This window comes from Actinoplanes sp. SE50/110, from assembly GCF_900119315.1.
Taxonomy (GTDB): domain Bacteria; phylum Actinomycetota; class Actinomycetes; order Mycobacteriales; family Micromonosporaceae; genus Actinoplanes.
The window spans coordinates 5,658,093-5,674,991 of sequence record NZ_LT827010.1; the positions used below are offsets into that span (position 1 = coordinate 5,658,093).

General features: G+C 72.8%; 19 protein-coding genes. 8 read left to right on the forward strand and 11 right to left on the reverse strand.

The window, feature by feature from the left end; genetic code table 11:
- Nucleotides 1-226 precede the first annotated feature (226 nt).
- Complete coding sequence (locus ACSP50_RS25350; protein ID WP_014692142.1) at nucleotides 227-835, reverse strand: TetR/AcrR family transcriptional regulator; 609 nt, start codon at nucleotides 833-835, stop codon at nucleotides 227-229.
- Nucleotides 836-919: 84 nt separating this feature from the next.
- Here ACSP50_RS25350 and ACSP50_RS25355 point away from each other — a divergent pair, with 84 nt between their 5' ends.
- Nucleotides 920-1,927: an MBL fold metallo-hydrolase gene (locus tag ACSP50_RS25355; protein WP_014692143.1), complete on the forward strand. Its 1,008-nt coding sequence runs from the start codon at nucleotides 920-922 to the stop codon at nucleotides 1,925-1,927.
- Here the strand turns inward: ACSP50_RS25355 and ACSP50_RS25360 are convergent.
- Entirely contained in the window at nucleotides 1,902-2,915 is a 1,014-nt protein-coding gene (locus tag ACSP50_RS25360; RefSeq protein WP_043515386.1) for an ABC transporter substrate-binding protein, read from the reverse strand. The two genes, ACSP50_RS25355 and ACSP50_RS25360, sit on opposite strands and share 26 nt — an antisense overlap.
- Before the next feature lie 114 nt (nucleotides 2,916-3,029).
- Here ACSP50_RS25360 and ACSP50_RS25365 point away from each other — a divergent pair, with 114 nt between their 5' ends.
- Genes ACSP50_RS25365 through ACSP50_RS25380 form a run of 4 tightly spaced genes read left to right on the forward strand, consistent with a single transcriptional unit; the run spans nucleotide 3,030 to nucleotide 6,427 of the window.
- Nucleotides 3,030-4,019 carry a FecCD family ABC transporter permease gene (locus ACSP50_RS25365; RefSeq protein WP_369793962.1) on the forward strand — a complete coding sequence of 330 codons (990 nt, stop codon included), beginning with the start codon at nucleotides 3,030-3,032 and terminating at the stop codon, nucleotides 4,017-4,019.
- Nucleotides 4,016-4,993 carry an iron chelate uptake ABC transporter family permease subunit gene (locus ACSP50_RS25370; RefSeq protein ID WP_014692146.1) on the forward strand — a complete coding sequence of 326 codons (978 nt, stop codon included), beginning with the start codon at nucleotides 4,016-4,018 and terminating at the stop codon, nucleotides 4,991-4,993. Before ACSP50_RS25365 ends, ACSP50_RS25370 begins: the two co-directional genes overlap by 4 nt.
- A gap of 25 nt (nucleotides 4,994-5,018) precedes the next feature.
- On the forward strand, nucleotides 5,019-5,858 hold the full coding sequence (locus tag ACSP50_RS25375; protein WP_014692147.1) for an ABC transporter ATP-binding protein: 840 nt from the start codon (nucleotides 5,019-5,021) through the stop codon (nucleotides 5,856-5,858).
- Between the two features lie 11 nt (nucleotides 5,859-5,869).
- Nucleotides 5,870-6,427 (forward strand): permease-like cell division protein FtsX, encoded by a 558-nt coding sequence (locus ACSP50_RS25380; protein WP_014692148.1) that lies wholly within the window; start codon nucleotides 5,870-5,872, stop codon nucleotides 6,425-6,427.
- 21 nt (nucleotides 6,428-6,448) lie between these two features.
- On the opposite strand, the gene lhgO is transcribed toward ACSP50_RS25380, so the two are convergent.
- The 5 genes from lhgO to ACSP50_RS25405 all read right to left on the reverse strand — a co-directional run bounded on the left by lhgO (nucleotide 6,449) and on the right by ACSP50_RS25405 (nucleotide 11,805).
- Nucleotides 6,449-7,639 (reverse strand): L-2-hydroxyglutarate oxidase, encoded by a 1,191-nt coding sequence (lhgO, locus tag ACSP50_RS25385; protein WP_014692149.1) that lies wholly within the window; start codon nucleotides 7,637-7,639, stop codon nucleotides 6,449-6,451.
- A gap of 183 nt (nucleotides 7,640-7,822) precedes the next feature.
- The gene (locus tag ACSP50_RS25390) at nucleotides 7,823-9,259 is read right to left on the reverse strand and encodes a HAMP domain-containing sensor histidine kinase (RefSeq protein ID WP_014692150.1); all 1,437 of its coding nucleotides are present in this window, start codon (nucleotides 9,257-9,259) and stop codon (nucleotides 7,823-7,825) included.
- Nucleotides 9,256-9,963: a response regulator transcription factor gene (locus ACSP50_RS25395; RefSeq protein ID WP_043512156.1), complete on the reverse strand. Its 708-nt coding sequence runs from the start codon at nucleotides 9,961-9,963 to the stop codon at nucleotides 9,256-9,258. The genes ACSP50_RS25390 and ACSP50_RS25395 overlap by 4 nt, the downstream gene beginning before the upstream one ends.
- A 32-nt stretch (nucleotides 9,964-9,995) precedes the next feature.
- A complete protein-coding gene (locus ACSP50_RS25400) occupies nucleotides 9,996-10,403 on the reverse strand; it encodes an FMN-binding protein (RefSeq protein ID WP_014692152.1) in 408 nt (135 codons plus the stop codon).
- Nucleotides 10,404-10,413: 10 nt separating this feature from the next.
- Nucleotides 10,414-11,805 (reverse strand): ferric reductase-like transmembrane domain-containing protein, encoded by a 1,392-nt coding sequence (locus ACSP50_RS25405; protein ID WP_014692153.1) that lies wholly within the window; start codon nucleotides 11,803-11,805, stop codon nucleotides 10,414-10,416.
- Nucleotides 11,806-11,928: 123 nt separating this feature from the next.
- On the opposite strand from ACSP50_RS25405, the gene ACSP50_RS25410 reads away from it, so the two are divergent.
- Nucleotides 11,929-13,038, forward strand: a complete 1,110-nt coding sequence (locus tag ACSP50_RS25410) for an LCP family protein (protein ID WP_014692154.1) — start codon at nucleotides 11,929-11,931, stop codon at nucleotides 13,036-13,038.
- A 9-nt stretch (nucleotides 13,039-13,047) separates the two neighbouring features.
- Here ACSP50_RS25410 and ACSP50_RS25415 read toward each other — a convergent pair whose 3' ends face one another.
- A complete protein-coding gene (locus tag ACSP50_RS25415; protein ID WP_043512161.1) occupies nucleotides 13,048-13,653 on the reverse strand; it encodes an MBL fold metallo-hydrolase in 606 nt (201 codons plus the stop codon).
- 246 nt (nucleotides 13,654-13,899) lie between these two features.
- Here ACSP50_RS25415 and ACSP50_RS25420 point away from each other — a divergent pair, with 246 nt between their 5' ends.
- Complete coding sequence (locus ACSP50_RS25420) at nucleotides 13,900-14,478, forward strand: TetR/AcrR family transcriptional regulator (RefSeq protein ID WP_014692156.1); 579 nt, start codon at nucleotides 13,900-13,902, stop codon at nucleotides 14,476-14,478.
- A 19-nt stretch (nucleotides 14,479-14,497) separates the two neighbouring features.
- Here the strand turns inward: ACSP50_RS25420 and ACSP50_RS25425 are convergent, their stop codons facing one another.
- Together ACSP50_RS25425 and ACSP50_RS25430 are read right to left on the reverse strand one after the other, a co-directional pair.
- Entirely contained in the window at nucleotides 14,498-14,986 is a 489-nt protein-coding gene (locus ACSP50_RS25425) for an SRPBCC domain-containing protein (RefSeq protein WP_014692157.1), read from the reverse strand.
- A complete protein-coding gene (locus ACSP50_RS25430; protein WP_043512165.1) occupies nucleotides 14,983-15,315 on the reverse strand; it encodes a metalloregulator ArsR/SmtB family transcription factor in 333 nt (110 codons plus the stop codon). The genes ACSP50_RS25425 and ACSP50_RS25430 overlap by 4 nt, the downstream gene beginning before the upstream one ends.
- Before the next feature lie 66 nt (nucleotides 15,316-15,381).
- Between ACSP50_RS25430 and ACSP50_RS25435 the strand changes: the two genes are divergently transcribed.
- Nucleotides 15,382-16,269 carry a DUF1028 domain-containing protein gene (locus ACSP50_RS25435; protein ID WP_014692159.1) on the forward strand — a complete coding sequence of 296 codons (888 nt, stop codon included), beginning with the start codon at nucleotides 15,382-15,384 and terminating at the stop codon, nucleotides 16,267-16,269.
- Here ACSP50_RS25435 and ACSP50_RS25440 read toward each other — a convergent pair.
- On the reverse strand, nucleotides 16,256-16,834 hold the full coding sequence (locus ACSP50_RS25440) for a hypothetical protein (RefSeq protein WP_014692160.1): 579 nt from the start codon (nucleotides 16,832-16,834) through the stop codon (nucleotides 16,256-16,258). The two genes, ACSP50_RS25435 and ACSP50_RS25440, sit on opposite strands and share 14 nt — an antisense overlap.
- Nucleotides 16,835-16,899: the final 65 nt, after the last annotated feature.

The window sequence follows — 16,899 nt, forward strand, 5'->3', positions numbered from 1 at the left end:
CGACTCGGCCACGTCCGCCGCCGGTAGGTGTTCCCTCGGTGGGAACTGGACACATTTACCTCACAGGAGTGAGGTCGGACGGTGCCGCGAAGTTGACCGTCCTAACCAGAGGGACCTTCGCAGTTGGACGATCATGACTTTGCTGACGGATATCATCGAACTTCCATGACATCCGGCACTTCCGGAACGTCACCGGCGGGACCATCCTGATTCTCCCTGCGTTCACCTAGGGCGCGGGGCGGGCCGCCGACAGCACGAAGTCGACCAGGGCGGCGGCGTACTCGTCGGCACCGGCCGCGACCTGGTCGCGCAGCTGCGGCGGGGTCGCCAGCACGTGGTTCATCACTCCCCCGCAGACGCAGTCGAGCAGCAGGGTCACGCTGGTGTCCGATCGCAACTCACCCCGGGCGATGGCCCGTCGCACGATCGCCCGCGCCGCCAGCACCTGGGACTCCTGCAGCCGGTGCAGGTGGTCGCGCACCTCGGGCACCCGCTGCGCGTCGACCCGCAGTTGCAGGGCGGCCCGTCCGGACTCGCCCAGGTAGGACCGCTGGATCTGCCGCGCGAGGCTGATCAGATCGTCCCGTACCGTACCCGTGTCGATGTCCTCGATGCCGTTGAGCCGCGCGGTCAGCGCGGCCGCCAGCAACGCCTCCTTGTTGGGCCAGCGCAGGTAGACGGAGGCTTTGCCCACCCCGGCCCGCCGGGCGACGGTGTCGATGGTGAACCGGTGCCACCCGTTCTCGCCGAAGACCTCGGCGGCGGCCCGGGTGATCCGCTCGTCGACGGCCGGGTCGCGGGGACGGCCGGTGGCCGCCTGTGGGGTTGCTGACATCGCGCGGCCTCCCGTTGCTCGGCGGATCCGGATCACTATAGGGTCGCGTTCCTAGACTGAATTAGTCTAGGAATGGGGGACCACATGATCACCGTGACCGGCGAGGCGCAGCTCGAAGCATGGCGATCGCGCGCGCTCCCCCCGGTGGAGCGCCTGGCCGGCGGCATCTGGTCGGTCCCGGTGCCGATCCCGCAGAGCCCGCTGCGCTACACGCTGTCCTACCTGATCCCCGGCGACGACGGCCTGGTCGTCGTCGACCCCGGCTGGGACAGCGCCGAGGGCTGGGCCGCCCTGCACGCCGGCCTGTCCGCGGCCGGCGCGACCACCGGCGACGTGCGGGGCGTGGTCGTCACCCACGTGCACTCCGACCATCACGGCCTGTCGAAAAGGCTGCAGGACCTGGGCGCCTGGGTGGCCATGCACCCCGCCGAGCGGGACGCGCTGCACCCCGGCGGCTCCCCCGCCGACTGGCTGCGCGCGCACCACGTGCCGGAGGACGAGATCGCGGCGCTGGCCGGGACGATCGGGCAGCACCGACTGAGCGAGCCGGCCCAGCCCGACGTGCTGCTGCAGGACGGCGACCCGATCCCGCTGGCCGGGCGCACGGTCACCACGGTGTGGACGCCGGGCCACACGCCCGGGCACATCTGCCTGCTGGAGCCGGCCGCCGGGGTGCTGCTCACCGGCGATCACCTGCTGCCCCGGATCAGTCCGAACATCGGCTTGCAGCGGCCCGGCTCGTCACCGCTGGAGTCGTTCCTGGAGTCGCTGGACCGGGTCGCCAAGCACGACGAACTGGAGGCCTTCCCGGCGCACGAGTACCGGTTCCGCGGCATCGCGGCCCGCTCCCGGCAGTTGCGGGAGCACCACGAGGCGCGCTGCGACGAGATCGTGGCCACCGTGGCGGCGCTCGGCGCGCCGACGATCTGGACGCTGGCCGCGAGCCTGACCTGGTCGCGGCCGTGGGCGGAGATCGGGCCGATGCGGGTCGGCGCGGTCGCCGAAACGATGGCACACGTGCGCTATCTCGCCGACCGTGGCGCCCTGCACTGGTCCGGGGAGACGGTCAGCCCAGCTTCTTCGACTTCCTGATCGCGGCGGTGATCGCCTCGACCAGCGGGGCCGCGTGGTTCCAGGAGTAGATCGGCACGGCCTGCCACGGGAAGACCTGGTTCGCCTTGACCGCGGGCAGTGCGTTCCAGGCCGGTTTGGCGGCCAGGTCCTTGGGCTGCAGGGTGCCGGTGCGGGCGTCCAGGAAGATGATGTCGGCCTGGTACTTGTCGGCGTTCTCCCAGCTCAGTGACTCGTAGTAGTCCTTGCCCTCGACCTCGGGCACGATCAGGTCGACGCCGAGCGACTTGAAGTACATCAGATCGGAGCTGACGTCCGCGCTGGACACGTAGAAGATGTCCGCGCTGCCCGAGCCGAACAGCACCTTGATCCCGCCGGACGCCTTGGCCGCGTCGCCCAGGTCCTGGGCGGCCTTCTCGAAACGGGCCTTGGCCTCGGTCACCTTGGGCGCGGTCAGGTCGGCACCCAGCGACCTGGCCAGATCGGCGTACCGCTCGATCGGTTTGTTCAGCGGCACCCGGCCGACGTTGATCAGAGCGGACGGCGCGACCGCGAGGATCTTGTCCTTGGACTCGTCCGGCACGTACCAGTACGCACCCGGGTCGAACTCGTGGGTGACCAGCAGGTCCGGGGTGAGCGCGGCGTACTTCTCGACCGAGAACTCGCCCCACGCGTCGCCGATGACCTGGACCTTGGTGACGTCGAGGTCTCCGGCCTGGGTCCGGGCCTCGCCGAAGACGCCGACGATCCGGTCCTGCAGGCCCAGGTCGGCCAGGGCCGCCGCGACGCCGGTGAAGGCGACGATCCTCGACGGCGTCTTCGCCGCCTGGAGCGCCTTGGGCTGGTCGTCGGTGAAGGTCCACGGCCCCGCGGCGGCCTGGCCGGCCGGGCCGGCGGTGGCGTCCTCCTTCGTGCCACAGGCGGTCAGCACCGCCCCGAGAGCGGCGACACCACCGGCCGCGAGCAGGCCACGACGGGACAGGGGCAGGGACGAAACAGGCATGGTCACATCTTTCGGCAGGGCAGCGGCCCGGCCACTCGGCCGGAGCATGGTTAGGCTAACCTAATCAGCCGAAGGCGCGTCAACCGGATCCGACGGGAGTCTCTGCTGTCCACCATCGACATCGCCGCCGACCGGCGCACCGGCGTCCGCTGGGTCGGGCTGCTCGCCGCGGTCGCGGTGCTCGCCGTCGTGCTGGTGCTCGGCATCGGCTTCGGAGCCCGCTTCCTGACCCCCGGCGAGGTCTGGGCCGGATTGATCGACCCCGCATCGCCGTACTACCGGATCGTTCATCAGATGCGATTGCCGCGTACGCTGTCGGGCCTGATCGTGGGTCTCGCCCTGGGCCTGGCCGGGGCGATCATGCAGGCGCTGACCCGCAATCCCCTCGCCGACCCGGGACTGCTCGGGATCAATGCCGGCGCCTCGGCCGCGGTCGCCACCGCCGCCGCGTTCCTCGGCGTCGCCTCGTTCTCCGGGTACGTCTGGTTCGCCCTGGCCGGCGCGGCCGTGGTGACCGCGCTGGTCTACGCGGTGGGCGGCGGCCGCTCGGCCACCCCGGCCCGGCTCGCGCTGGCCGGGGCGGCCCTCAACGCGGCGCTCTACTCGTATGTCAGCGCGGTGCTGCTGTCGGACACCGCGTCGATCCAGAAGGTACGGTTCTGGACCGTCGGCTCACTGGCCAGCGCCGACTTCGACACGCTGCGCCGGCTCATTGCGTTCATCGCGGCCGGCGTGGTGCTCGCGCTGGCCGCCGCCCGCCCGCTGAACGCGCTGGCCCTCGGCGACGACGCGGCCCGCGCCCTGGGCGCCCGCCCCGGCGTGATCCGCGCCATGGTGATCGCCGCGGTCACCCTCCTGTGTGGCGCGGCCACCGCGGCGTGCGGCCCGATCGTCTTCGTCGGCCTGCTCGTCCCGCACCTGGTCCGCCCGCTCACCGGGCCGGATCTGCGCTGGATGCTCCCCTACGCGGCGGTGCTCGCCCCGGTCCTGCTGGTCGGCGCGGACGTGCTCGGCCGGGTCGTCGGCAGCCCCGGCGAATTGCAGGTCGGCGTGGTCACCGCGGTCCTCGGCGGCCCCCTGTTCCTCTACCTGGTGCGGGTCGCCCGATGAGAACCCGCCTGGTCCCGCTCGTCGCCATCGTGCTCATGACCGCGGTCGCCGTGCTCACGCTCGGCACCGGCGACTACCCGATCGCCCCGGCCGACGTCGTCAAGACCCTGGCCGGCCAGGGCAGCGCCGCCCAGGCGTTCATCATCGGGGAGCTACGACTCCCCCGGGTGATCACCGCGATCCTGGTCGGCATGTCCCTCGCGGCCGGCGGCGCGATCTTCCAGTCGATCACCCGCAACCCACTGGGCAGCCCGGACATCCTCGGCATCACCAGCGGCGCGGGCGCCGCGGCGCTGACCGTGGTGATCCTCGGCGGCGGCAGCACCGCGCTCGCGCTCGCCGCGGTCGCCGGCGGGGTCGCCACCGCCCTGCTGATCCAGCTGATCGGCGGCCGGCGCGGCCTGCGGGGCTACCGGCTGATCCTGATCGGCATCGGGATGACCGCGATCCTCAACGGCGTCATCGGCTGGCTGCTCACCAGGGGCCAGCAGATGGAGAACGCCCGCGCCATGCTCTGGCTCACCGGCAGCTTCGACGGCCGCGGCTGGACGCAGGCGCTGCCGCTGCTCGGCGTACTGCTGGTCGCCGTCCCGATCCTGGCTCTGGCCGGTGGCCCCGGTCTGCGGATGCTGGAGATGGGCGACGACCTGGCGGCCGGTCTCGGCGTGCCGGTCAGACGATTGCGCAACGGCGCCCTGCTGACCGCCTCGATCATCGTGGCGTGCGCCACCGCGGCGGCCGGCCCGGTCAACTTCGTCGCGCTGATCGCGCCGAACATCGCCCGCCGGCTGACCCGCGCGCCCGGCCCCGGCCTGCTGCCGTCGATGGCGGTCGGCGCGCTGCTCACCGTCGGCGCGGACTGGCTGGCCATGCACTCCGGCCATGCGCTGCCGGTCGGCGTGGTCACCGGCGCGCTGGGCGGCGGATACCTGATCTGGCTGCTGATCGCCGCCCGCCGGGCGGGCCGGATCTGATGAGAGAATCCCTGGGGGTACGAGGATGAGCCGGCTCCGTGGCACCGGGATGACCCTGGCATACGACAAGCGGGTCATCGCCGAACAGTTGAGCGTGGCGATCCCGGACGGCTCGTTCACCGTCGTCATCGGGCCCAACGCGTGTGGCAAGTCCACCCTGCTGCGGGCGCTGTCCCGGCTGCTCAAGCCCACCACCGGCACGGTGCTGCTGGACGGGGCCGACGTGCAGTCCCTGCCGACACGTACCGTCGCAAGGGTCCTGGGGTTGTTGCCGCAGTCCGCCACGGCGCCGGACGGCATCAGCGTCGCCGAACTCGTCTCCCGCGGCCGGTATCCGCACCAGGGCCTGCTGCGCCGCTGGTCCGCCGAGGACGACCGGATCGTCGCCGAGTCGATGGCCGCCACCGGCGTCGCCGACCTGGCCACCCGCAGCGTCGACGAACTCTCCGGCGGTCAGCGCCAGCGGGTCTGGATCGCGATGGCCCTGGCCCAACAGACCCCGCTGCTGCTGCTCGACGAGCCCACCACCTTCCTCGACGTCGCCCACCAGCTGGAGATCCTCGACCTCTGCGCCGACCTGCACGAACGCCAGGGCCGCACACTGGTCGCGGTGCTGCACGACCTGAACCACGCGGCCCGCTACGCCACCCACCTGATCGCCATGCGCGCCGGCCGGGTGGTCAAGGCCGGGCCGCCCGCGCAGGTGCTGACCGCGAGCCTGGTCGAGGAGGTCTTCGACCTGCCCTGCCGGGTCATCGACGACCCGGAGACCGGCACCCCGCTGGTCGTCCCGGCCGCCCGCCGCCGAACGGCGGTCCGGCCCCGGCCACCAGGCGTCCGCGGCAATGATGATCTTCGCTGTTAGGCTCATCGGCCGTGTCAGACGACGCCGGCGTGACCGCAGAAGCCACTGAACCGACCGTGGAGCCGGCGACGCCGGGAACCCCGGAGACGCCGGAAGCCCCGGATCGAACGTGGATCCGGCAAAGCCTGGTCGCGGGCGCCATCGTGGTGTCGATCCTGCTGGGGGCGGCCGTGGCGACCGGCGTGTGGCTGGTCCGCGGGCTGCCGGGACAGCCGGTGCAGCACTTCAGTGTCAGCGTGTACCTGAAGGATGACGTCACCGCTGAGCAGAAGGCGGCGATCGAAGCGGCACTTCCCGCCTTCCAGCCGGTCGGGCCGATCACCTTCATCGACCGAGACAAGGCGTGGCGACACGCCAAGGAGTTGTTCAAGGACGACCCGGACTTCCTGGACAGCGTGAACCCGGATGTCATGCCGCAGTCGTTCAGCCTGGAGACCAAGGGTCGGCTGTTCGACTGCACGGGTTACGCCACGGTCCGTCACCTGCCGGGCGTCCAGAAGGTGCAGGTGGTGCAGGCACCGGTGAACCATTACATCGCCAGCATCACCTGTGATGCCGAGTACCGGTAGCACCGGCCCGCCGGCCGGGCGTCAGGCGAAGATTGCGTCCACGACGTGTTCGGCGATCGCCATGCAGGACGTCGCCGCGGGTGAGGGCGCGTTGCGGACGGCGGTGACCGCGCCCATCCGGTGGATCCGGAAGTCGTCGACCAGGCTGCCGTCCCGGTCCAGGGCCTGGGCGCGCACGCCGGCGCCGGCGCGGACCACGTCGGCCGGGCCGATCTCCGGGACGTAGCGCATGGCCTCGGCCATGTAGCGGGTCTTCGACACGGAGCCGCGGACCTCCTTGATCCCGGTCCGCCAGTGCTGCCGGGCCATCCGCCAGGCGCCCGGCCAGGCGGCGAGCGCGGCCAGGTCGGGAACCGAGACCGCGGACCGCCGGTAGCCCTCCCGGGCGGTGGCGAGCACCGCGTTCGGGCCGACCTCGACGACGCCGGTGACGCGGCGGGTGAAGTGCACGCCGAGGAACGGGTAGCGCGGGTCGGGGACCGGGTAGATCATGCCGCGGACCATGTCCGCCTTGGCCGAGGTGACCCGCATGTACTCGCCGCGGAACGGGATGATGATCGGCTCCGCGCGGTCGCCGGCGAGGCGGGCGACCCGGTCGCTCTGGATGCCGGCGCAGATGATCAGCCGGTCGGCCGTCAGGCGGCGGTCGCCGGAGCGGACCTCGATCCTCTCCGTTCTGTCCAGGCCGGTGACCGGCCAGTTCAGCCGGACCTCGCCGCCGGCCGCGACGATGTCGGCGGCCAGCGCCCGGGCCACCGCGGGGAAGTCGGTGATCGCGGTTTCCGGGGAGTGCAGGGCGGCCAGCCCGGCGGCGTGCGGCTCGATCTCGCGGATCCCGGCCGGATCGACCCGGCGCAGGCCGGGCACGTCGTTCTCCCGGGCCCGCTTCTCCAGGTCGTCCAGCCGGCCCAGCTCGTCGGCGCGGACCGCGACGACCAGCTTGCCGCATTCGTCGTAGGGGATCTGCCGCTCCTGGCAGTACTCCTTGAGCAGCGACCGGCCGCGGGTGCACAGCTGCGCCTTGAGACTGCCCGGGGTGTAGTAGATGCCGGCGTGCACCACGCCGGAGTTGTGGCCGGTCTGGTGCTGGGCGACCGCGCTCTCCTTCTCCAGCACCACGACCCTGGTGCCGGGCCGCCGTCGGGTGATCTCCCGTCCGATCGCCAGGCCGACGATGCCCGCGCCCACGATCCCGATGATCTCGTCAGCCACTGTCTGCCTCTTCCCCTGCGTCACGGCCGGCCGAAGTGGACCCTAATCCCTCGGGGCGCACGGCGGTGGCCCAGCACCGCCCGGGCCCGCGGCACGCTGCGCGAGGCCGTCCTGCGCGGCGCACATCTGCCCGGCGAGCGCCTGGTCGAGGCGCCGTCGTGCGAGCGGATCATCGCGGCCCGCCTAGGCCGCCGCGGGCAGCCTGATCGTCACCACGGTCCCGCCGCCGTCGGCGGGGGCGGCGATCACCGTGCCGCCGTGCTGGGACGCGGTCTGCGCCACGATGGCCAGCCCCAGACCGGAACCCGGCATCGACCGCGCCGCCGTCGCCCGGTAGAACCGGTCGAACACGTGCGGCAGGTCCTCCTCGGCGATCCCCGGGCCGCTGTCGGTCACGGTCAGTTCGGTCCACCCCGGCTCGGCCCCGGCCAGCCGGACCCGGACCACGGCGCCGGCCGGGCTCCACTTCGCCGCGTTGTCCAGCACGTTCACCACCATCCGCTCCAGTTCGCCGGGCCGGCCGTCGACGGTCGACGGCGCGAGGTCGGTGTCGTAGGTCAGCCCGGGCGCGCGGATCCGGACCCGGGCGACCGCGGCGGCGACCACCTCGGACAGGTCGACCGGCTCGACCGTCTCCCGGGTCGCCTCCTCCCGGGCCAGCTCGACCAGCTCGGTGGTCAGCGTGGCCAGCTCCTGCACCTGGGCGTCCAGGTCGGCGAGCAGCTTGGCGCGTTCCTCCGGGGGCAGCCGGTGCGCCAGCTCGGGGCGGCGTTCCAGTTCGAGCAGCAGCTCCACGTTGGTCCGGATGCTGGTCAGCGGGGTGCGCAGCTCGTGGCCGGCATCCTCGACCAGGGCCCGCTGGGCGCCGCGGGAGGCGTCGATGGCGGCCAGCATCGCGTTGACCGAGCGGCCCAGCCGGGCGATCTCGTCGGTGCCGTCCACCTCGATCGACCGGCTCAGGTCCTGGGTGGCGGCGACGTGCTCGACCGCCTCGGTGAGCCGGTCCACCGGGGCGAGGCCGGCCCGGGCCACCGTGCGGCCGAGCAACGCGGCACCGCCGACCCCGGCCAGACAGCCCAGGGCGAGCAGGGCGGCGAACGCGGTCAGCACGTTCTCCCCCGGGTCCTGGTCCATGCCGACCTGGACCGCTCCCCCGCCGGCCAGCGGCACGGTGAGCATCACGTACGAGTCCGGGCCGAGGGTGATCTGCTCCTTGGCGGGCCGGGTGCGGGCGCCGCCGGCCACCTGCCTGGCGGCGGCGGTGACCGGCAGGGTGGTGCGGCTGCCGCCGGAAGCGGTGCCGGCCGCGGTGAGGATCTGCCAGCACGTGCCGATCTCGCGGCCGTGGTGACCGCCGCGGCCCGGGCCGTGCGGCGGCGGCAGAGTGGGCAGGTCGCGGGTCCGGGACGATTCGGTGGCCAGCCACTGCCCGGGGTTGGCGGCGATCTGCTGGGCGGCGTCGGCCAGCTGCCCGTCCGCCTGATGCCGCTGGATCTCGCGGACCGCCACCCAGGCGCCGGCGGCGACGAACAGCACGGCCGCCCCCACCGCCGCCGCGACCAGCAGCGCCAGCCGGGTGTGCAGCGTCCGCGCCCGCCACCAGCGTCCGGACCGTCTCACAGCGGCTCCTCCCGCAGCACGAAGCCGACGCCGCGCACCGTGTGCAGCAGCCGGGGCTCGCCCTCCGCCTCCAGTTTGCGGCGCAGATATCCGAGGTAGACGTGCAGGCTGTTGGACTGCTCGCCGAAGTCGTAGCCCCAGACCTGCTCGAACAGCGCGGCCCGGGTCAGCACCTGCCGCGGATGCCGCAGGAAGGCCTCCAGGATGTCGAACTCGGTGCGGGTCAACCGCAGCTGGCGACCGGCCCGCTGCACCTCCCGCGTGCCGGGATCGAGGCGTACATCGGAAAAGACCAGGAGCTCACCCGCCTCCGTCGCACCGGCGGCGCCGGCCGGCGCGGTCAGCGCCGAGCGGCGCAGCAGGGCCCGGACCCGGGCCAGTAGTTCCTGCAGGGCGAACGGCTTGATCAGGTAGTCGTCGGCACCGGCGTCGAGCCCGGCGACCCGGTCGCCGACGCTGTCCCGGGCGGTGAGCATCAGCACCGGCAGCAGCAGCCCGTCGGCGCGCATCCGCCGGCACGCCTCGAGGCCGTCCATCCGGGGCATGCTGACGTCGAGGATCACCGCGTCCGGCTCGGCGGCGCGGACCGCGTCGAGGGCCTGCAGCCCGTCGCCGGCGATCTCCACCTGATATCCCTCGAACCGCAGCGTGCGGGCGAGCGAGTCGCGCACCGCCGCGTCGTCCTCCACCACCAGGATCCGCATGCTCTCCACCCTGCCAGCCTCCGGTTCGCCGGTCAGAGGTGGGCGGCGTCGAGCGCGGCCTGCAGCGACTCGATGTAGCCGCCGCTGGTCACGGTCGCGCCGGAGACCGCGTCGATGGCAGCGCTCTGCGCGGTCAGCGTCTCCTGGACCAGTTTGGGCAGCGCGTACGCGTTGATCTCCTGGTCCTTGCCGTTCCCGGTCGGGTAGACCGGCACGGTGACCCCGGTGATCCTGCCGTTGTCGACGGTGATCCGGACCTGGACGTCGCCCCACCGGGTCGACGCGGTGGACCCGTCGTAGGCGGTGCCGGTGCCGGTGCCACCGGCGGTGGCGACCGTCGCGGCGGTGGCGACGGCGCCGCCACCGAGGCTGGTCCGGTAGCTGAAGAGCAGCACGAGTCCGACCACCGTGGAGAGCATCCACAGGGAAATGCGACGCATGGGGGCTTCCTTACCAGGAGAAGAGTTCGGTGTGCAGGCGGTCGGCGGCGACCCCGGAGGCCCGGGCCGCGGCGTGCACCTGTGCGGTCCAGGCCTCGGGGCCGCAGACGTATACCTGCGAGCCGGCGATCTGCGGCGCGATCTGCCGCAACGCCTGGACGTCGCCGTGCGCGGCGACGTCGGCGGGCAGCCAGGACGGGTGGCCGGCGCGCGGCCCGAGCAGGGTGACCACCCGGACCCCGCGGTGCGCGGCGAACCATTCCAGCTCACCCCGGAAGGCGAGTTCCGCCTCGGAGCGGGCCCGGTAGATCAGGGTGGCCTCGCCCGGCCGGTACGGCAGCTCGCCGAGCAGCGAGAGCAGCGGGGTGACGCCGATGCCGCAGGCCACCAGCACCACCGGGCCACCGGTGTAGGTCTCCCCGGTCAGCTTCCCGTACGGGCCCTCGACCAGCACCTTCGTGCCCGGCCGCAGGTTCGCCACCCGGGAGCTGCTGTCGCCCAGGTTCTTCACGGTGATCCGCAGCTGGTCGCCGCCCGGCGTCGCGGACAGCGAGTACGGGTTGGCGCGGGTCCAGCCCGGACCGTCCAGGAAGCGCCAGGTGAAGAACTGCCCGGCCCGGGCCGGCAGCCCGGACAGGTCCCGGCCGGACAGGTAGACGGAGGTCAGGCCCGGCCCCTCGGGGACCACCCGGGTGACGACCAGCCGGTGCCGGTGGTTGCGCCAGGCGGGCAGCCCGATCCGGTAGGCCAGGACGGCACCGGCCGAGACGCCGTACAGCGTCCACCAGTACAGCCGGGCGGCGGCCGAGGCGGTGAAGTCGGCGCCGGTCCACAGCTGGTGCGGCAGCGCCAGCCCGACCCCGAGGTAGGCGTAGAGGTGCAGCAGGTGCCACGACTCGTAGCGCAACCGGCGCCGGGCCGCCCGGACCGAGGTGACCACCACCAGGATCAGCAGCAGCGTGCCGGCGGTGGCCAGCAGCATCCCCGGGTAGGTCCAGATCATGTCCCACAGCTCGGCGAAGGCGGTGGCGTGCGCGGACGCCGCGTAGCCCAGCGTGATCGTGACGATGTGCACGATCATCAGCCAGAACGAGGTGAACCCGGTCCACCGGTGCCAGCGGGCCAGCCGGTCCTGCCCGAACGCGCGCTCGACCACCGGAATCCGGGCCATCAGCAGCACCTGGAGCAGCAGCAGGTCGGAGGCGATCAGGCCGGTCAGCCGGCCGGCCGCCGACATCGCCTCGGCGCCGCCCCCGGCGATCTGCTGCAGCCCGCGGTTGCCCACCCAGAGCGCCACCACGATCAGCAGGCTGATCGCGGCGGCCACGCCACCGAGGTCGGCGTACCAGCGCGGGGTGTTGCCGAGGGGCGCTTTCGGGGGGCGCAGAGCTGTCGCGGTCATGTCCTCAAGATTCGGCGCCGCGCCTAAGACGTGAAGGGCGGAAACCTAAGCGTTCGCTAAGAGCAGGCCGGCGTCCCGTGCGACCATCCGCAGGTTGGGATGAATCGGGTTATAGGAGAATAAATGCGGCTCTGGGCGAAGTGCGGCATCGCCGTCGGGTGCCTTCTGGCCACCTCCGCCGGATTCGCCGGGCCGGTGAACACGCTCGGCGGACTCTCGGCCACGGCACTGGGCGGGCTGCCGGCCGCCGCGGCGCAGTTGCGGGCGGGGGTGATCGGGGCGCTCACCGAACCGATCCGGGGACCGCTCAACATCCTGCTGATCGGCATCGACCCGCGCGACGACCACACCGCGCCGCTCTCCGACTCGATGGTGGTCGCGCACATCCCGGCGGACCGCAGCGGCGCCTACCTGTTCTCCCTGCCGCGGGATCTGGTGGTGCCGATCCCGGCGTTCGCCAAGTCGGGCAGCCCGGCGCAACGGGCCAAGCTGAATGCGGCGATGGCGCTGGGCAGCCGGATCGGGGAGCACCGGTACAGTCCGGCGCAGGGCTTCGAGCTGCTCACCGAGACGATCCGGAACGTCACCGGGATCCGGTTCGACGCCGGGGCGATCCTGAATTTCGGCGGGTTCACCACGCTGGTCGCCGCGATGGGCGGAGTCAGCGTGCCGGTGGACGAGACGGTCGTCTCCGAGCACCGCAAACCGGACGGCACCTCGCGGGACCGGCTCCCGCAGTGCCCGGGCCACGACGACTGCCACCGGCCGTACATCGGCGTGCAGAAGGTTTATCCGAAGAGCGACAAGCCGGTGCACTTCCAGGGCTGGGAGGCACTCGACTACTGCCGGCAACGGTACGGACTGCCGCACTCCGACTATGACCGGCAGCGTCACCAGCGGCAGTTCGTGCAGGCGCTGGCCAAGAAGATGAAGCGGCGGATCCTCACCGATCCGGCCGCCCTGCCGCGGCTGACCGCGACGGTCGGGAGCTCGCTCACCTTCATCGGCAACGGGCACCCGATCGCCGACTGGGCGGCGGCCCTGGGGTCGCTGCGGACCAGGGACATGACCGGGATCGGCCTGCCCGGCTATCCGCTCTTCGAGAACGGCGCCTACCAGGGTGAGCAACTGCCGCCGACGGTCACGCCGTTCTTCGCGGCCGTCCAGCGGGACCGGATCGCTGCGTTCCTGCGCACCCATCCCGGGCTGGTCTCGCTGGACGCCAGACTCTGACACCGCCGCTCAGGCGCGCTCCGCCGCGATCGTCGTGTCGGCGCCGTGTCCGGTGTGCACCACCGTCGCGCCCGGCAGGGTGAACAGCCGGGCCTCGATCGACGCCACGATCAGGTCGGCGTCGGAGTAGGACCGGCCGGTGGCACCCGGGCCGCCCTGGAACAGGGTGTCGCCGGTGAAGACGCAACCCAGGTCGGGGGCGTGCAGGCAGACCGCGCCCGGGGCGTGACCCGGGGTGTGCAGGACGGTCAGCGTGGTGCCGGCCACCTGGACCCGGTCACCGTCGGCCAGGTCCGCGTCCCAGGTCACCGCGTCGCCGTGGGTCAGCTTCCAGAGCGGGGCCTCGGCGGGGTGCAGCAGGATCGGCGCGCCGGTCCGCTCGCGCAGCGCCGGGGCGACCCGCACGTGGTCGTCGTGGGCATGGGTGCAGACGATCGCGGTGACCCGGCGCTCGCCCACGATCGCCATGATCGCGTCGACGTCGTGCGGCGCGTCGATCACCACGCACTCGGTGTCGTCGCCCACCACCCAGACGTTGTTGTCGACGTCGAACGTCTGCCCGTCCAGGCTGAACGTCCCGCTGACCACGCCATGATCCACCCGCGCCGGCTGCATTCCCCGATTGTGCCCTGCCACCCGCGTACCGCCGCCATCGCCGCCGCAACCGGCAGCGGACCGCGGGTGACGCGGCCGGCGGTGATCGCCGGCCGCATCACCGCCGTGGTCACTCCGGCAGGGCCGCGTCGGTGGTCGCCGCCCGCTCCGAGCGGGCACGTGGGTCATCCCGACTGCGTCAATCTCGTGGCAGACCATGCCACAAGGCAGACCGCGCCAAGACACGGCGTCGGCGATAATCCCGGAATGACCGGCACCAACCTGAGAGACCGCAAACGGGAGCAGAACCGGGTGGCGACCGTACGGGCCGCCTGGGAGCTGTTCATCGAGCGCGGCTACGACCACGTGACGGTGAGCGACATCTGCGCCGCGGCGGACATCGCCCCGCGCACCTTCCACCGGTACTTCGCCGGCAAGCAGGACGTGGTCGCGGAGCCCGTCCGGGAGATGACCGGGCTGGTCACCGACTACGTGGCCGGCGCACCGCCGGAGGCCGACGACCGGGCGGTGATGCGCGAGGCGATGACCCGGCTGGCCCGGCACGTGGTGACCAACCGGGAGCTGCTCGCCGCGCTGCGCACCGTCGTGCAGGACTCCACCCACCTGCGCACGTGCGGCCTGGTGATCCGCACCGACACCGAGCCGGACATCGCCGGGATGCTCGCCGCGCGGCACCCCGGGGCGGATCCGGCCGACTGGCGGCGGCGGCTGCTGGTCGCCTGCAGCACCGCCGCCTTCCGGATCTGGTACGAGGACTTTCTGCCCGGCGAGCTGACCGACCCGATGGGGCACCTGCGCGCGGTGATGGACGCGGCCGGCACCTGAGCGGCCGTCGGGGACGCCGTCAGGCCGCCCGGAGCAGCTCGTCGATCTGGCCCAGTGCCAGCCCCATCCCCTCGGCCATGCCCATCGTCATCAGCCGCTCGAACTGGGCGGCGTCGGCGAACCGGTTGACCACGGTCATCCGGGTGCGGTCGCCGGCCCGTTCCAGGGTCACCACGGCGTGCATCGGCTGATCGGCGTCGAGCGGCTCACCGTCGTCGCCGGCGAAGCCGTCGTCGTACTCCAACCGGTACGGCTCGTCGATCGCGGTGATCGACCACCAGCCGCGCGCCTTCGTCCCGTCCGGGCCGGTCATGTGGTATCGCGCCGCACCGCCCGGCACGAAGTCGAGCCGCTCGAAGGTGGCCGGCCAGGTCGGCGGCCCCCACCAGCGCTCCAGCCGGCGCGGGTCGGACCAGACCCGCCAGACCCGCTCGACCGGCGCGTCGAACTCGGTGACGAAGGTCAGGGTCAACGCCTCGGCGTCGGGAATCGTCTCGCGGACGGTCACTGCTCCTCCTCCAGAAGGATGTCGGCGATCCGGTCGGCCCGCTGCCGCCAGATCCGTTCATAGGTGTCGAGCAGCCCGCCGACGACACCGCGCAGCGCGGCCACGTCGCCGTGCACGATCTGCTCGCGGCCCCGCCGCTCCTTGGTGACCAGGCCCGCCTGCTCCAGGACGGCGACGTGTTTCTGCACCGCCGCGAAGCTCATCGGGTAGAGCCCGGCCAGGCCGGAGACCGACTCCCCGGCCCGGGTGACCCGGGCCAGGATGTCGCGGCGGGTGGCGTCGGAGAGCGCGTGGAACACGCGGTCCTCGTTCGCTCCATCTACAACCATTTGGTTGTACGTTATCGCCGGCCGACGAAGATCACAACCCGCTGCGGATCGGATAGCGTGCCGGACATGACGTTCTCGATCGTGGCCCGCTCCGCCGACATGTTCGGGGTGGCCGTCGCCAGCAGGTTCCTCGGCGTCGGCGCGGCGGTCCCGGCCGCCCTCGCCGACGTGGGAGCGGTCGCCACCCAGTCGTACGCCAACCTCGCCTACCGCCCGCAGGCCCTCACCCTGCTGTCCACCGGCGTGCCGGCCGAGCACACGGTGCGGGCGCTGGTCGCCGGCGACGACGGCCCGGTCGGGCATCGGCAGGTCGGCGTGGTCGGCGCGAGCGGGCCGGGCGCCACCTACACCGGGCCGGCCTGCCACCCGTGGGCCGGCGGGACGGCCGGCGACGGCTACGCCATTCAGGGCAACATGCTGGCCGGGCCGGCCGTCGTGGCCGACATGGAGGACACCTGGCTGCGGTCCACCGGCGAGGCGCGGCTGGCGCATCGGCTGGTCACCGCGCTCCGCGCGGGCGATCAGGCGGGCGGTGACCGGCGCGGGCGGCAGAGCGCGGCGCTGCTGGTGGTCGCCAAGGGACGGGGGTACGCGGGCACCGGCGACGTCCTGGCCGACCTGCGGGTGGACGACCACCCCGACCCGGTCACCGAACTCGCCCGGCTGCTCGCCGTGCACACCCTGTATTTCGAACGCCCCGACCCGACGACGCTGCTGCCGCTGACCGGCTCCTTGGCCGCAGAGGTGGCGGACCGGCTGCGCGGGGCCGGCCGGACGGAACCGGACCTGGACGAGGCGCTGGCGTCCTGGGCCGGCATCGAGAACCTGGAGATGCGCATCGTGCCCGGGTCGATCGATCCGCTCGTGCTGGCCCACCTGCGGGCCGCCGCCGCGGCGGACCAGGCCGCGTCCGCCCGCCGATCCGAGCCGCCGGGCGGAGCTACCGGTCGGTGACCGCGTTGATCGAGGCGAGCAGGCCGGCCGCGAGGTCGTAGCGGTCGCGGGGCACGATGTTCGGGAACCCGGCCGGCGGCTCCGGCGGCGGCAGCGGGTCCGGGTTCTCCCGGTACGCCGTGAGCCTCGCGACCTGGGCGGTCACCGGGGCCGGGAAGTGCAGGCGGCCCCGGTCGCACGAGCCGGCCAGGTACAGCACCAGGTCGATGCCGGCCGGCCGGTCCGACGCCCAGCCCGGATAGACCGTCTTGAACTCGGCGTACCCGTGCGGGTCGGTGACCTGGGCACCGCTGAGTTCGGGCGCGGTCGGCAGCGGGCCCCGGTGGATGATCTCCAGGACCGCCCCGGGCAGCGGACGGTCGACCGCGTCGAGCACCCGGACGCGCAGCATCATCGGCACGCCGCAGTGGGCCGGGGCGAGTTCGCGCCGGACCACGAAGCGTTCAGCGGTGACCGGGTCGGTGGGCCGGAGCCGGCAGATCGACGGCACCCCGCCGGGGAGATCCAGCGTGATGATGGTGCGCCGGCTCATCACCGGCGCGGTCGCGCGCTCCTCGAACCCCATGTGTCCCACCGTCCCCCGCCCACTTGCATCCCAAAATGATCATTACAGGGATGAAAGCGCTGGAT